The organism is SAR202 cluster bacterium (genome assembly GCA_009392515.1).
Taxonomy (GTDB): Bacteria; Chloroflexota; Dehalococcoidia; order Lucifugimonadales; family UBA6952; genus UBA6952.
The window spans coordinates 58,559-73,946 of the sequence record VFGE01000031.1 but is presented as its reverse complement, the minus strand read 5'-3'; the positions used below and the strand labels follow the sequence as shown (position 1 = coordinate 73,946).

Annotated in this window: 16 protein-coding genes; 8 read left to right on the top strand and 8 right to left on the bottom strand. The window is 31.9% G+C overall.

Annotated elements, in window-relative coordinates; genetic code table 11:
• The 5 genes from FI695_04835 to FI695_04815 all read left to right on the top strand — a co-directional run.
• The coding region (locus FI695_04835) for a BMP family ABC transporter substrate-binding protein (protein ID MQG51288.1) at positions 1-1,140 on the top strand (1,140 nt) is incomplete at its 5' end.
• Between the two features lie 76 nt (positions 1,141-1,216).
• Entirely contained in the window at positions 1,217-2,644 is a 1,428-nt protein-coding gene (locus tag FI695_04830) for an ATP-binding cassette domain-containing protein (protein MQG51287.1), read from the top strand.
• Positions 2,644-3,684, top strand: coding sequence for an ABC transporter permease (locus tag FI695_04825; protein MQG51286.1), 1,041 nt, complete (start codon positions 2,644-2,646; stop codon positions 3,682-3,684). Before FI695_04830 ends, FI695_04825 begins: the two co-directional genes overlap by 1 nt.
• Entirely contained in the window at positions 3,684-4,637 is a 954-nt protein-coding gene (locus FI695_04820) for an ABC transporter permease (GenBank protein MQG51285.1), read from the top strand. The genes FI695_04825 and FI695_04820 overlap by 1 nt, the downstream gene beginning before the upstream one ends.
• Positions 4,630-5,226, top strand: a complete 597-nt coding sequence (locus FI695_04815) for a hypothetical protein (GenBank protein MQG51284.1) — start codon at positions 4,630-4,632, stop codon at positions 5,224-5,226. Before FI695_04820 ends, FI695_04815 begins: the two co-directional genes overlap by 8 nt.
• A gap of 1 nt (position 5,227) precedes the next feature.
• Here FI695_04815 and FI695_04810 read toward each other — a convergent pair whose 3' ends face one another.
• The gene (locus tag FI695_04810; protein MQG51283.1) at positions 5,228-6,265 is read right to left on the bottom strand and encodes a GMP reductase; all 1,038 of its coding nucleotides are present in this window, start codon (positions 6,263-6,265) and stop codon (positions 5,228-5,230) included.
• Between the two features lie 65 nt (positions 6,266-6,330).
• A complete protein-coding gene (locus tag FI695_04805; protein ID MQG51282.1) occupies positions 6,331-6,921 on the bottom strand; it encodes a hypothetical protein in 591 nt (196 codons plus the stop codon).
• Positions 6,922-7,037: 116 nt separating this feature from the next.
• On the opposite strand from FI695_04805, the gene FI695_04800 reads away from it, so the two are divergent.
• Complete coding sequence (locus FI695_04800; GenBank protein MQG51281.1) at positions 7,038-8,285, top strand: MFS transporter; 1,248 nt, start codon at positions 7,038-7,040, stop codon at positions 8,283-8,285.
• Between the two features lies 1 nt (position 8,286).
• On the opposite strand, the gene FI695_04795 is transcribed toward FI695_04800, so the two are convergent.
• Positions 8,287-8,913, bottom strand: a complete 627-nt coding sequence (locus tag FI695_04795) for a hypothetical protein (protein MQG51280.1) — start codon at positions 8,911-8,913, stop codon at positions 8,287-8,289.
• Between the two features lie 94 nt (positions 8,914-9,007).
• On the opposite strand from FI695_04795, the gene FI695_04790 reads away from it, so the two are divergent.
• Both FI695_04790 and FI695_04785 read left to right on the top strand, forming a co-directional pair.
• Entirely contained in the window at positions 9,008-10,057 is a 1,050-nt protein-coding gene (locus FI695_04790) for a hypothetical protein (protein MQG51279.1), read from the top strand.
• Positions 10,058-10,073: 16 nt separating this feature from the next.
• Positions 10,074-10,364: a hypothetical protein gene (locus FI695_04785; GenBank protein MQG51278.1), complete on the top strand. Its 291-nt coding sequence runs from the start codon at positions 10,074-10,076 to the stop codon at positions 10,362-10,364.
• A 2-nt stretch (positions 10,365-10,366) separates the two neighbouring features.
• On the opposite strand, the gene FI695_04780 is transcribed toward FI695_04785, so the two are convergent.
• From FI695_04780 to FI695_04760, 5 genes are read right to left on the bottom strand one after another with little or no spacing between them, the layout of a single operon-like run.
• Complete coding sequence (locus tag FI695_04780; protein MQG51277.1) at positions 10,367-11,170, bottom strand: DUF1365 domain-containing protein; 804 nt, start codon at positions 11,168-11,170, stop codon at positions 10,367-10,369.
• Complete coding sequence (locus FI695_04775) at positions 11,151-12,407, bottom strand: hypothetical protein (GenBank protein MQG51276.1); 1,257 nt, start codon at positions 12,405-12,407, stop codon at positions 11,151-11,153. Before FI695_04775 ends, FI695_04780 begins: the two co-directional genes overlap by 20 nt.
• The gene (locus tag FI695_04770; GenBank protein ID MQG51275.1) at positions 12,404-13,423 is read right to left on the bottom strand and encodes a class I SAM-dependent methyltransferase; all 1,020 of its coding nucleotides are present in this window, start codon (positions 13,421-13,423) and stop codon (positions 12,404-12,406) included. Before FI695_04770 ends, FI695_04775 begins: the two co-directional genes overlap by 4 nt.
• A gap of 8 nt (positions 13,424-13,431) precedes the next feature.
• Positions 13,432-14,610 carry a class I SAM-dependent methyltransferase gene (locus tag FI695_04765; GenBank protein MQG51274.1) on the bottom strand — a complete coding sequence of 393 codons (1,179 nt, stop codon included), beginning with the start codon at positions 14,608-14,610 and terminating at the stop codon, positions 13,432-13,434.
• A 48-nt stretch (positions 14,611-14,658) separates the two neighbouring features.
• Complete coding sequence (locus tag FI695_04760) at positions 14,659-15,321, bottom strand: alpha/beta hydrolase (protein ID MQG51273.1); 663 nt, start codon at positions 15,319-15,321, stop codon at positions 14,659-14,661.
• Positions 15,322-15,388: the final 67 nt, after the last annotated feature.

Sequence of the window (15,388 nt, the reverse complement as noted above, 5' to 3'; positions counted from 1 at the left end):
GAACATTCCAAGGATGAACATGCCGGACACCATGATATTGAAAAGTTCGGAATGATTCTCGTAGGACCTAGAGATGACAAAGGATGGTCCCAAGCTCACTTTGAAGGTGGAGCTTACATTGAAGAAAAATTAGGAGCAGAGATGATTGTCGCTGACTTCATCAATCCAGCTGATTCTCCTAACACCACTGTTGAACAAGTTGCTGCAGATATGATTGATCAAGGAGCAGAATTAATTTTTGCCACATCAGACGATATGAAAGATGGAATACTTGCTGCAGCTGAAGCACACCCTGATGTAACAATGATCTGGTCGTCTGGTGATAGTGCTTGGGCAGATGGAAAAGCATATAAACCAAATCTAAAAAACCTCGGTAACATTATGCCGCAAATGGAATATGGTAAATATCTAGCAGGATGTGCAGCAGCATTAGAATCAAAAAGTGGTAATATTGGATTCCTCGGCCCGTTGATCAATGACGAAACAAGAAGATTAACAAATGCAGCATACCTTGGAGCAAAAGATTGCTGGGCATCAAAAAATGTTGCAGCTGGGGATTTGAACTTCCAAGTAAAATGGATTGGATTTTGGTTCCATATACCTGGCGTTACTTTAGATCCTACTGTAGTCGTGAATGATTTTTATGATTCAGGTGTTGATGTTGTTATTTCACATATTGATACACCAGAAGCTTTAATAGAAACTGACAAGAGAGCAGCCGCAGGAGAAGATGTACTGGTGGTTGGTTATGACTACGAAGGTGCTTGCGAACTCGCTCCAAAGGTCTGTTTAGGTGTACCTTACTTTAACTGGGGACCCGCCTATTTAGAAGTCGCTGAGGACGTTTCCCACGACCACTTTGAAGCCGAATTCAATTGGGTGGGACCAAACTTGGATGATTTTAACGACAAAGATAGTTCATCGATTGGATTTATTTTCGGGGATGCCTTATCGGATACATCAAAAGGTAAACTTGAGAGCATAATTGAATCATTTGATAAAGATCTTACTACCTTATATAAAGGTCCTATCAATTACCAAGATGGTACTAATTTTGTTGCAGCTGGTTCATATCCAACCTTAAAAGATATTTGGTATACACCACAGTTGTTAGAAGGAATGACTGGAGATAGTGCTTAAAAGAAATAGTTAAGATATTTATATATAGAAAAGGCGATTGTCAAAAAATTGAAATCGCCTTTTCTCTTTAACCATCATGAAAATAGAATTTCAAAATATTAGCAAACAATTTGGCGAAATTAAGGCTAATGATGATATTAGTTTTACTATAGATTCAGGTACTATACATGCGATCATTGGTGAAAATGGTGCTGGAAAATCTACTCTTATCAAAATATTATCTGGGCAATTATTACCAGATAATGGAACTATATCTATCAATGACAACCCTATTGCTCTTGGATCCACTCTCCATGCAACTGAACAAGGAATTGGTATCTTAGGTCAAGATCCATTAGATTTTTCAAATTTCACCGTGTTAGAAAGTTTTATAGCTGGCTCCCATAATAATCAAATATTTCTATCAAAACCCAAGATAGAACAAACAATTGAATTATATTCAAAACAATTCAATTGGGATATCAAACCCAATTCACTGATCAAAGACTTATCCATTGGTGAAAGACAACAGTTAGAATTGATTCGTCTTCTTGAAAAAGGAACAAAAATAATTATCTTAGATGAGCCTACTAGTGGTTTTTCTCTCGAACAAAAAGAAAAAGTTTTTAATACTCTTCGTACTTTAGCAAATGATGGATATAGTATAATTTTGGTTTCTCATAAAATTGAAGAAATATTAGAAATATGCTCTAAAGCAACGATTATGCAGAATGGAAAGGCAACCCAAACAGTATCATTACCAATCGACCCTAATGAGTTAGTTAATCTTATGTTTGGCGAGCAATCATACATACAAAATTCATTTAACTTGTATTCCGAAAATTCGCAAAATATAACAATAGAAGTAACTAAAAACAATCAATTAAAAACTACGGAAAATTTACAATTAAATCAAAATTTAATCGTAGGTATAGCTGGATTACAAGGCTCTGGCGCAGATTCATTTATCCAAAGTTTTATTACAAAAACAAATTATTCTACTAAAATTCTTACAGAAACCAATTCACACATTAATCAAAATGCTATCACCTATGTGCCTGCTGACAGACTTGAAAAAGGATTGTTCTCGGATATGAATATTATGCAACATGTAGCTCTTATACATGATACTAATGGGGTAATAAATTGGCCAAATATCAGAAAAATATCTGAAAATCTTATAGAAGAATACGGTATCAGAGGAACACCTAACTCTTTAGCTCAAAACCTTTCTGGAGGTAATCAACAAAGACTAATGCTTTCACTAATACCCAAAGAAACCCAAGTTTTACTGTTAGAACAACCTACTAGAGGATTAGATATTCAATCAGCAAGATATATTTGGTCAAATTTAATAGAGTCCAGAGAAGAAAAAGTAATCACAATTTTTTCTTCGGTGGATCTTGATGAAATTTACAGCTACGCAAATTATATTATCTGTTTTTATAACGATGATATTGTTGCTCATGGAACTCAAAAAGAACTTCCAAGAGAACTGACAATGCAAAAAATATCAGGTAGATAATGATTAGATCAATAGTACAAAACATAACCAGTATAATCCTTGCTATAACAGTAGTTTCGGTAGTGTTGCTATTATTGCAATCTTCACCCATTGAAATATATCTAACTATCTTTGAAGGCGCATTCGGTAACTTTGATAAATTTTCTAGAACGCTCTTAATTACTTCTATTATGTGCTTAGCAGGACTTGCTCTTATTATAACTTTTAGTACTGGTCTATGGAATATTGGTATTGAAGGCCAAGTACTATTTGGAGCCATAGGAGCAACTTTCATTGCCAGAACAACCATTGGAGAAAATGATTTTGCCCCTCTTTTTCAATTATTAGCTGGTGCATCATTTGGAGCTTTCCTAGGATTAGTATGCGGTTTATTAAAAACTAAAGCTAATGTACATGAAATTTTTGGGGGACTTGGCCTAGATTTTGTTGCTGCAGGATTAATTGTTTATTTGGTAATTGGGCCATGGAAAAGAGCAGGTATCGCATCCACTGGAGGTACTGATTTGTTTCCTCCACAATCCTGGATGCCTGGTATTGAGGGTAGTAACTTCCCAATTGGGCCGCTAATTATTGTTTCGACAGTAATATTTGTTTTATATTTCATATTAAATAAAACATCAATGGGGCTACGCTTAATAGCAACAGGAGCAAACAAAGATGCAACAATGCGATTTAAAATTGATTCAGTTAAATATATTTGTATTGCATTTTTAATCACAGGAGCCATTGCAGGATTAGCGGGATCAATTCAAGCTATGAGTATTTATCACAAATTAGTCCCTAATATCTCAGGCGGTTATGGATTCTTAGGCATACTAATTGCACTTATAGCTGGAAGAAACCTTTTCACAGTTATTTTAGTTAGTACTGTATTTGGAAGCATTATGGTAGGAGGAATTCAATTACAACTTAGACTAGGACTTGATTCAAGCTTTCCATATATTATTGAATCTGTATTTGTATTATCTTGGCTAATTATCAAAGCAAGTAAAATTGATATGCTGTTAGTCAATCGTTTTAATAATAAGGTTGCTAAATAATGGAAAATTTCGAAGCATCATTTGTCACAATAATCGCTATGTCTAGCCCTTTAATATTTGCAGTAATTGGAGAAACAATTACTGAAAGAGTCGGTATTGTTAATTTATCAATGGAAGGAACCCTTTTAATAACTGCTCTTGCGGCTTTTGCAGTAACAGTTACAACAACTTCTTTACTTATTGGAGTAATAGCCGCAGCTTTATTAGGTGGAATGATTGCATTTTTTATAGTTATAGTAAATATGAATTTATATATAAATCAAATTGCTATTGGATTTATATTAACGATCTTTTTGTGGAAACTAAGCAGTTTTCTAGGTCAATCATTTGTCAGAATTCCAGGGCCATATCTTGATAGAATAACAATTCCATTGCTTAATGAAATACCTTACCTTGGCCCAACATTATTCAATAATAATTTATTAGTTATTTCCTCAATATTACTTATACCTGCTTCTTGGTTTTTCTTATTTAGAACTCAACTTGGAGTAAACCTTAGATCTGTTGGAGAAAATCCTGAAGCTGCAAATGCCAGAGGTATTAATGTTTTATATACAAGGTTAATCTATTCTACATTAGGCGGTATGCTTATTGGTATTGGTGGAGCTGCATTTAGTTTACATGCAAAATATGGATGGTCTGAAGGACATACAATAAACTATGGATGGATAGCTTTAGCTATCGTTATATTTGGTGGCTGGAATCCTATTCGTGCGTCTTTAGGAGTATATGGTTTTAGTGCACTACAAGTAATAGCACTAAAATTACAAACCGTAACAATTGGATTATCTCAAATATTACCACTTATCCCCTTCCCATTAATGATTTTAACTCTTGTATTAATACAAATTGCCAATCAAAATGAAGGTAAATGGTTACCAAAACCTTTAAAAGTACTCATTCTAGGGAACCAACCTCAAGCATTAGGTATAACATACAAAAAGAATGGATAATTGTATGAAAGATTTAGAAATATTATGGGATGAAAAAACCATAGAAAAAAACATAAAGCTCATTGCTAAAGAAATTGACACTAAATGGCAAAATGAACCAATAGTAAACTTGATACCTGTACTTACAGGAGGAATAGTTTTTGGAACAAAACTTATGATTGAGTTAGAATCTTTAAATCCCCAAAAATGGTTAGTTAATCCAATAATTGCAAGCGCTTATGAATATTCATACAACCCAGATAAGCCGGAGGTTATCCATGTTAGCGATTATGAAACCAAATTTACAAAAGGTACCCCAAGTATACTAATTGATGATCTTTTAGATACTGGAATCACACTATCAATAGTAAAAAATATAATTCATGCAATAACAGAAAGTACTGTGGAAGTAGCAGTACTAGTTGATAAAGTTGCTAAAAGATCAACAGATATTAGCCCAGATTATACCTGTTTTACCTTAGAAAATGATCATTGGTTAGTTGGCTACGGTATGGACGATAAAGGATTAATGAGAGGTTTGAACAATATTGGTTACTTAGTTAATACACCTGCTGAGTTTGATGAATCTTTGAATCAATTAGCGGACTAAATTACACTGTAATAAATGTAGATTTCTCGAAAATTTCACTAATGTTTTTTGCGTTTATATAAGTACAAGCAGAACGAATTCCACCCAATAATTGATTTACAGTATTCTCAACACTACCTCGATCTTCTACCAATATCGATATACCTTCTGGAGCTCTATAATTTGCTACTCCACCATAATGTTTAGTCATAGCTTCTCCTGAACTCATACCATAAAATTTTCTGTAAAACTTTCCATCTTTGGTTATTAGAGATGCCTTACCTTCCTCATGTCCAGCGAGAACTGATCCCAACATTACAAATCCTGCACCTCCAGAATAAGCTTTTACTATATCTCCAGATGTTTTAATCCCACCATCAGATATGATAAATCCTTTGGATTTTTTTGCCTCTTCAGAACATTCAATTACGGCAGCTAATTGAGGATAACCAACACCTGTGGTTGCAGATGTGCTACAAACGCCACCAGATCCAATACCTACTTTTACCCCATCAGCACCAGATTCCATTAGTTGTTTAACCCCATCTGGTGTAACAACATTTCCTGCAAGAATACCTAATTCAGGAAATTCTTTTCTCGCAATAGAAATTAATTCACAAAATGATTTAATATACCCATTTGGTACATCAAAAACAGCTACTGAAGGACTTTTATTTGATCTAGCAGATATATCTGAAATCTTTTGATGGATATGTTCAATATTATCTAAACCAAAAGTTATAAAATTGTAGTTTAAATCTAATCCTTGATTAATTGCGTTCACCCACTCATCTGTAGAATAGAATTTATTAACAGCAGTGGTTACATGAAAATTTTGCAAAGCCATCCCCATTTCAAATGTTCCTACAAAATCCATATTAGATGCCATAATAGGCATACCATTCCAATCAAGACCTGAATTTGGAAATTTAATATTAGTATCTAAATCCACATCTTTTCTAGAATTAATTGTAGATACTTTAGGAATGACTAGTACATCATCAAAACCTAATTTTTTGTCATTATTAATTATCATTAATCCATCAATCAAAAACGTCAAAATGTAAAAACATAAACAGCATTGAAACTATACCATATTATCAAAAAAATGTATCTGATTTACACTTAACTTTTCCAATTTTCTACCACTCCAGATTGCTTTTTATTTTGTGGGGATGGCAAAACTGAATTTAAAAGACTTTTTCTAAGATCTGTTATTTTTTTCAATGCCTGTTTTCCAGTTAATCCCTGATCAACTAAAAAACAACCAACTATCATTCCAGTTCTTCCCAATCCTCGTAAACAGTGTATATAAACTTTGTTACCAGATTGTATACTTTCATTAATGAATGAAATGCATTTATTAATCTCATCAATTGTTGTAATATTTTGGTCTTTAATTGGAACACGTTTGTAATTTACAACCATACCTAATAATTCTGCTTCTCTCTTCAATAATGTTTCATATGGAAGTAATTCCTCTGATTGTGTTAAATCAAGGTAGTTCGTAACACCTGCGCTCAAAAGCTTTTTGACCCTTTTATATTCAGTAGGCCAACCTTGTAATGGGTGCCTAATAAATGCTATAGATTGATCTAATAACGTTCTAAGCACACGAAATATTCCACTTTTTCGCATTTGATTACCGGGGTATTCACCTGCTAAGACTTTTTCAGGAACCACCCAATATGAGTATGTAATAGGACCTTTGTTCATGTATTTAGTTTTATATTATTTAATTACAACATTTCGCATTATACAATAATAAGTTTGTTTTTTAACTGTATTTAATATAGAATCTACATTTTCGGCTGTCTTACAAGAAAGTACAAATGGCTACAATAAACAAAAGTACTGAACAGCCAAAAACCCATTATTATGGATGGAAAGTTGTAATAGTTTCAGCTATTTTTCAGCTCCTTTTTGGCGGTCTATATCATACAGGCATGTCGGCTTATTTTCTTCCTATAAGCCGTACATTTAATTTAACTAAAACCCAAATGTCCCTAGCTTTTACGATCCGCAGTCTAGAAGGTGGTTTAGAAGGACCTATTGCTGGTTATTTAGTAGATAAATATGGCCCTAAGGCAATAATATTAGCTGGAGTTCTAAGCGGTGGTATTGGATTTATTTTAATTGGAATTGCGCCGACTTATATGTTTTTCCTTATTACCTTTTTAACATTTTTAACAATTGGCTTTTCTATTCCACATCATGGTATCTCTGCTGCAATAAATGCATGGTTTCGCAAGAGATTAGGAATTGCTATGTCTTGGTCCACAGTCGGTTCAGCCATTGGAAGCACAGTATTAACATTTGTTATAGCTCAAATAATATTCTCTTTTAATTGGAGAGTAGCTTGTATATTTTCTGGAATTATTATTTTAGTTATTGGTATTCCATTGTCTTTATTTATGAGATTACCTAAACCTCACGAAGCTGATATTGAAGATGAAGAAGATTTATCAAATAATCATGAGCCATTAAATCTTATTGATTTTGGAATTAAAGAAGCACTACAATCTTCTACTTATTGGCTTTTATCTATAGCTATAGGATTAAGACTAACAGCTCAATCAGCAATAATGGTTCACATGGTACCAATTTTAGTTTCAAGAGGTATAGAGGAACAAATTGCTGCAGCTATTCTTGTACCAGCTGCTTCATTTGCACGTATTCCAGCAATATTAATTATGGGTTTTATATCTGACAGATGGTCTAGGCCAAAAGTTGCTGGGCTAGCTATGCTTGCAGGAATCGGTTCAACATTAATTATACTTTATGGGCCAAATGGAATTGTAACTGGTATTATTTTTGTTTGTTTTTTTGGTATAGCAATGTCTAGTAATTCAATTGGCTGGGCTTTGGTTGGACAATTTTTTGGAAGAAAAAATTATGGTAGCTTACGTGGAGGTGTTACCATGATTCAAAGCATTATGTCAGCTGTGAGTCCATTATTAACAGGTTGGTTAGCAGATAAACAAGGAGATTATGTGTTGGCGATGCAATTTATGTGTGGAATATATATAATCTCGACATTCTTATTTTGGATTCTTAAACAACCTGAGCAAAAAAAGTAGCTTATTCATTATCAGATTGGAATTCCTTTATACCCTCTAATACTAATTCAAAGCATTCTTCTTCCATAGCTATCCAGTAATTTGCAAATTGATCATAATCTTCTATATCTTTGTTGATAGATGAATCAAATTCTAATGGTATTTTTATATCACCCCATTCAATAACAGAATTAGTCGTAAAAACCTCTTTAATAATATCCGTAATTAATACAAAACGCATAGCTTGATTTGAAATTGTATTAGTTGAAATCTCGTGATCTGCTTGATCAAATAATAATGATAATTTTGGTTTATTTTTATTCATTTCAAAAATTTCTATAAATTCGTTAAAAAATTCTCTACCACGATTTTTATCAGGACTTCTTAAGGCAAAAATAATAATTGAATAACACGATAACAATTCAGAAACTTGGGAAATTAAATTAATTCCTATATTGTCTTTGATTAGTTGATCTATTTCTTCCAAATGATGAATATTTCGAGCAAGAAAAAATCCTCCAGTTGCAAATGAAGAAAACAAAGCAATTTTTTCATTTGAACCTGCTAATTCATTACCAATTAACATACAATTAGCAGTATATGAAGCATCTAATAATTCATATAACCTATTTAATTCCTCTTCATTCATTAATTTCCACCTTCACAAAAAATAAATTCACATATTAAACATAATATTTTGGTATAATAATACAATAACAGAAAAATAATATTCGTTGTTTAAGATGATAAATAAGTTATCAGAAAAAACAAATAAAATTCTTAATGATTTTGCTGAAAGTCAGCTAAATAATACTAGTGGCTTCATGACAGAATATGATTCCATGAGTTTAGAAGACTGTGTTGATAGAAACCAACTTTCATATAAACCAGGATTCTCTGAAGAATACTTTATAGATACATTCAAACTCTCAATGATAACTGAATCTCTAACTGAACAATATGCTGAAGCATTTAGATTGGGTGCAGATTTATACAACGCAGACTGGTTAAGAACATATATAAATGGATTCTGGGTACCTGATGAACTTGGCCACGCTGATCCCCATAAAAAGATTCTTATGAACTTTGGTTATACTGAACATGAACTAGATCTTATGCTAAAAGAAGCTGATGAACAAACAAGTTACAAAGAAAATCATGAAGCTGGGTTGATGCCAGTCCAATTAACGACATTTGGTTTATTTCAGGAATGTATAACAGATTATTGGTATGAACTTCAAGCCTCTCTTTTCCCTACCGGTTCAAATGCAAAAAAGATTCTTCAAAAAGTAAAAGGTAGAGAAGCGCTTCATACTGTTCAATACAGAGACATGACTGCATTGCAACTTGAAGACGATCCTGGATTATTAGAACCATGTCTTTTCACAGTAGCTCACTTTGAAATGCCTGCAAATAAAATCGAATTAGTTTCTCAATACGAAAGTAAAGCTCAACAATGGATTCCTTTAATGGGCGGAAGTGTAGCAAACCTCTTAAAGAAAATTATTACGCATGTACAACAAATCTCTGACGATCCTTCTCTTATAGCAAGAGTTGTATTTGGAATGAGCAACGGAAAAGAATTGAAATATCTAGAAAAATTCCCTCGTGCACAGCTTTTTCAATTGATTAAATCTTTTAGAGGTTGCCATGGGCTTGTTGGTGAAATTATTCTTGAAGCTCTTGGAATTGGTTCAAAAGTCGCTCCACTACCTGGGATTAAATCATTTATAAAACAAAAACTTAAATTATGGCTTACTTCAAATATTGATTTACAAAAAGCCCTAACCTAAATTAAAGGAGCAAAAAATGTATTACGGTTCAATATTTAATTTACGTGTAAAAAAAGGACATGAAGAAGAATTAACAAAAACTTTTAATTCGAATGAGCCAAAACCTGAAGGCATGGTCGCATGGTTTGTAATGAATCCCGATGAAAAAGACGAATGGATTGGTGTAGCTGTTTTTGAAAGCCAAGACGCTTATGTTGCTAATGCAAATAGACCTGAGCAACATGAATCATTTTTAAAAATGATGGAACATCTTGAAACTGAACCTACATGGACAGACGGATTTTATGTACTGAGTGAGATTGCTTAACATTATTTTTTAAACTCATTGATATACGGTTTATATGTCGAAGTATATGTCATTTCGCTAGACGGATCTGGTTTAGAAAAAATTGGTAATTTTTTAATGTAATGTAATATTCCAGCATGTATTAATATTCTCGGTAATGCTAAAAAAGTACTTAAAGTATATCTAATTCCTAGCCACAATAACGATTTATCACTAAAGATTTTTGCATTGCCAATGAATCTGCTTGTAAAAAAAGGTGTTTCCTCATAGTGTAAATTGATACCTAAATCTAAATGATTGGTATTAAGAATGTCGGTAAAATAAAAAGTATATACCCCCTCCATATTATTCATTGGTGAAACATGAAACAACTTAGCATGGGAATCTATAAAGTATCCATTCTTTTCAATTAGATTATCTAGAACATATAAATGAGCTTCTCCAAAAGTATTATTTACTTCAATAATAACTTTTTCTAATTTTTTTGTACTTGTATAACAATAGTAAAAATTTACTGGATTAAATGTATGTTTCATAAATCTGGGTGTAGTAACAAGTAAAATAGTTAATTTTTCTATATCAATACCCAAATGTGATAATCGAGAGTTTAGTTTTGATTTTATAGAACCAGTGGTTTGTCCAAGATAGTCTTGATCTAAAAAAGAAAAAAACCATCCTTTGTTCCATCCAAATAATTTATGCTTACTTAAGGATTCAAGCTCATCCAGATCAAGAGCAAAAAAATAATGACGGAATCTAAATTGATGAATTTTTTTTCGTGTATGCATTAAATGACCGAACATTATTTTAGAATTCATAAGATCCATCAATTTCTGTGACAATATTTACAGCTGACTTAACTGCATCTTCATGAAAACCATATCCAAAATAACTACCACAGAAATATGTATTATTTACACCATTTAATAATGGTAGTTGCTCTTGAGTACTCATTGATTCTTGTGTATATCTAGGATGTGTATATTTAGTTTTGTAATGTATATATTTCTCAGGGATTTCTATATCAGAATTTAATGTGACTAAGTATTGAGTATTAGAATTTAATGATTGAAGCCTATTCATATTATATGTAACTATCGAATTATCATTATCTCTTTGTAAAAAATTCCATGATCCCCACAATCTATCATTCTGTGGTAAAAATCTATCATAACTATGAAGTATTGTATCATTTTCACTATATTCCCAAACTGAAAGAAGTTTTTTTTCAAGCTTGGTAGGTTCTTGTAACATTTTAATTGCTTGGTTTGCATGAGTAGCTATAACCACCTTGTCATAATTATATTTATGGCCATTATCTAATCCGATTTCTACGTGATCGGAAAAACGAACTACTGAATTAATCTTAGAGGATAGATAAGCATTGTTACCCAAAAGATTAATTATCTTTTGAACATAACGTTGGGAACCTCCTTCAATTGAATACCATATTGGTGGACTGTCTTCAAATAACAAACCATGGTTTTGGAAGAATGTTATATATGCATCGACAGGAAACTGTTTAATATCATGAATTTGTGAAGACCAAATAGCAGAGCCTATAGGTATAAAATAATCATCTACAACTTTCTGAGGAACATTAAATTCAGAACAATATTCAAATAAAGTTTTATTTTTTGTTAAACCGACCTTTTGGTCCTTAACCATTTTGCGCGAATATTTTCTAATACCTAATAAAAATTGCAAATGAGAAATATTAAATATATTTTTAAACGTACCAAGTAAACTATATATTCCACGTCCACCACAATAGGCTAATGATCTTTTCGGATCATAATATGCAAAAGACATATCAGATAAAAAATATGGAACTTTTAAACTATTTAAGAGTGATAAAAATAGAGGATAATTTTTTGAATTAAATACAATAAACCCAGTATCGATATTGACTGATGATTTGGGATTTTCTTGAACAGAAATAGTATTTGTATGGCCCCCGAAATATTGATTTTGTTCATATAAATACACATCATGTTTCTTATTCAACAAATATGCAGCCGTTAAACCTGATACACCAGATCCTATAATCGCAATTTTACTCATCCGTTTTCTCTCAAACGGAATTTGTGATGAGCAACAAACCAAACATCTCCTGCATTAAACCCAAATAGGGAAGAACATGCTGCTAAAAAGATGCGCCATCTTCGCCAAAGAATTAAAGAATGTTTTTTACCAACATCCTTTTGAAAGACTTTTAATATCTTTTCTTTATTGCTAAGTAACTTTTTCTCCCATTCATCAAGAGTTCTCTGATAATGGGTTCCATTAATTAACCATGATTCCTGTAATAATAATTCTTCAGAAAAATTATCAAACAAATCATAGCTAGGCATCATACCAGAACGGAAAAAATGTTTTGCCATCCAAGATTTTTCATCGAGAAAAAAATAAGGAGTATCTTTATGACTGAATACATGAATAAATAAAATAGCATCAGGAGTCATCCAGAGAGAAATACGACGTAATAGTTCTTGTAGGTTATTCATGTGTTCAAACATTTCAATTGAAATTATCCTGTCAAATTTTTCTTGTGGATTAAATTCATTAATATCTGACTTTATTGCAATTACATTTTCTAATTGTTTTTCATCAACTATATTTTTTATATAATTTATTTGTGTCTCAGAATTAGATATACATGTAAAAGTCGAATGAGGGAATTTTTGCGCTAAATATAAAGTAACCGACCCCCAACCACACCCTAAATCTAATACTGATAATCCGTCTTGAATTTCGCATCTCTCTATATACACATTTAGCATTTTAATCTCTGCATCATCAAGGTTACTTGTCGACTCATCCCAGTAACAAGAACTATATTTCAAATGTGAACCGAGAATCGATTGAAAAAATTCCGAGGTGACTTCATAGTGTTGTTGATTTGCAATTTCAGTATCATAGGCTATAGGCCCTTTTGAAATTAATTCGGAAAATACTTTTCGATCCTCTTCTGTAATATTTTTTAATTTGTAATAAGTTCGACCATTTAATCTATTAATAAAATATCTAACTAACGGAAATGGAATTAAACCCCTATCAAGAAAATATTCATACCACATATTTTTCCTTATTTCGAATATACCAATTGTAAATTATCTAATAAATACGTCTCAAATCCTGCTTGGCAGTAACCAAAGTAATATTCCCATATTTTAATTAATCTTTCTGGATAGCCAAGTTCAACAATTTTTTGTTTATTTTGTTGTAGGTTTTGATTCCATGAATGTAATGTTTTAGCATAATGTATGCCAATATTATTCATGTTTTGAAGAGAAAAAGAATTTTGTATTGATGAAGCATGATTAAGTGCTCCTAAAGAAGGTAAATGCCCCCCAGGAAAAACATACTTTTGAATAAAATCGACATTTTTTCTGTAACTTTCATAACGGGAATCAGGCATAGTAATTACTTGAACTGATAACAAACCATCGTCACTCAATAAATTACTACATTGTGTATAAAAATCAGTTAACCCTTCATGTCCAACAGCTTCAAGCATTTCAATAGAAACTATTCGGTCATATTGCCCTGCTAAATTTCGATAGTCTTCTAATTTGACTTCAATACGATTTGTTAATTCATGTGCTGCTACAAGTTTCTTAACAAAATGATACTGTTCTTCTGATATAGTAATTGCAGTAATACTAACATCCATTTGTTGAGCTAATGTCAGTGAAAAAGCCCCCCATCCACAACCAATCTCTAATACCCTCTGGCCTGATTGTATTCTTGCTTGCCCTATAATCTCTTGTATTTTATTTTTTTGAGCTACTTCTAGAGAATCGTCAGCTTTCTCAAATAAACCACATGAATAAACCATATTTTTATCTAAAAATGTTTGAAAAAATTCATTTCCTAAATCATAGTGTGCTGAAATGTTATCTTTAGCTTTAGTAATTGTATTTCTTTTAAATCGATGAGAAATTTTGTCTAATAAAGTGAATATTCCTTGAAATTTTGGTTTTAATCTTCCTGTTTGTTTGAAATTTAAAACAAATAGCTTAAGTAGATTAGCAATATTATCACATTCCCATAAACCATTTATATATCCCTCTCCTAAGGCTATTTCACCTCGAAATAATAAATTTTTTAAAAGGGTATTATCTCGAATATGTAATTCTGTTTGTAGGTCAGAACTTATATCGCCAAAAGATTTTTTAGAACCATCTGGAAATGAAACAACTAAATAACCTACAGAAATCTGGTTTAAATAATTGGCTATAAATTTTGTGGGGTTTATTAACATAGCTTAATTGTAAATCCTATATGTATAATTATAATAATTATTTGAATTTTATTCCAATATGTTAAGAATCCAATTTTTTACAAACAATGTAATTTCATCAGAAGATTCTCGTAGGCCATGACTATTTCCCGGAAAAATTTTTATTTCTTTCGGTTCTTTTGCATATAAATATATCTTTTCGGAAATTTCAGATGGTAAACGCGTATCTGAACCACCATGGAGTAAAAGTAATGATCGAGGCGAAATATTAGCAACTGTAGAGGTGCCGTATCCTTGGCTTGATAAAGCCACTACTCCAATTACTAAATCAGAAAATTCTGCAGCAGTTATGACTACTGCTCCTCCAAAAGAATGTCCAACTAATACTATTTGAGAATGTCCTAAAGATTTTAAAAAAGTTATAGTTGATAAAATATCTAATGCACATTCACTTAATACATTTGGTTCTCGATAATCCATTCTTATAGATCTAATGGTATTTTTTAAAGATTCTGAAATTGTTCTATACATCCCATTAGCAGGGCCTTCAAATCCTCCATTTGCACCGCATACCCATATAATAGCTTTATCTGTTTGTAGTTGTGGTGATTGATGAACAATAGTTTTTATGCTTCCTCTATTCGTCTTTAACAATAAACCTTGACCTATTTCGGAATCAGGAATTTCCCATGTATAATAATCCAATATTTGAATTGATAAATTGTCACTCAAAGTACTACCATTATTTGTGCGTATTAAAAATAATCTAATACGGAAATCTTAACATAAACAATTAAAA

What these genes read in the sequence shown, in the direction of transcription:
- FI695_04770 (MQG51275.1), bottom strand. Translation starts at nt 13,423, where the DNA reads ATGTGGTATGAATATTTTCTTGATAGGGGTTTAATTCCATTTCCGTTA.
- FI695_04780 (MQG51277.1), bottom strand. Translation starts at nt 11,170, where the DNA reads ATGGATCTTATGAATTCTAAAATAATGTTCGGTCATTTAATGCATACA.
- FI695_04825 (MQG51286.1), top strand. Translation starts at nt 2,644, where the DNA reads ATGATTAGATCAATAGTACAAAACATAACCAGTATAATCCTTGCTATA.
- FI695_04815 (MQG51284.1), top strand. Translation starts at nt 4,630, where the DNA reads ATGGATAATTGTATGAAAGATTTAGAAATATTATGGGATGAAAAAACC.
- FI695_04795 (MQG51280.1), bottom strand. Translation starts at nt 8,913, where the DNA reads ATGAATGAAGAGGAATTAAATAGGTTATATGAATTATTAGATGCTTCA.
- FI695_04830 (MQG51287.1), top strand. Translation starts at nt 1,217, where the DNA reads ATGAAAATAGAATTTCAAAATATTAGCAAACAATTTGGCGAAATTAAG.
- FI695_04800 (MQG51281.1), top strand. Translation starts at nt 7,038, where the DNA reads ATGGCTACAATAAACAAAAGTACTGAACAGCCAAAAACCCATTATTAT.
- FI695_04790 (MQG51279.1), top strand. Translation starts at nt 9,008, where the DNA reads ATGATAAATAAGTTATCAGAAAAAACAAATAAAATTCTTAATGATTTT.
- FI695_04805 (MQG51282.1), bottom strand. Translation starts at nt 6,921, where the DNA reads ATGAACAAAGGTCCTATTACATACTCATATTGGGTGGTTCCTGAAAAA.
- FI695_04820 (MQG51285.1), top strand. Translation starts at nt 3,684, where the DNA reads ATGGAAAATTTCGAAGCATCATTTGTCACAATAATCGCTATGTCTAGC.
- FI695_04775 (MQG51276.1), bottom strand. Translation starts at nt 12,407, where the DNA reads ATGAGTAAAATTGCGATTATAGGATCTGGTGTATCAGGTTTAACGGCT.
- FI695_04765 (MQG51274.1), bottom strand. Translation starts at nt 14,610, where the DNA reads ATGTTAATAAACCCCACAAAATTTATAGCCAATTATTTAAACCAGATT.
- FI695_04785 (MQG51278.1), top strand. Translation starts at nt 10,074, where the DNA reads ATGTATTACGGTTCAATATTTAATTTACGTGTAAAAAAAGGACATGAA.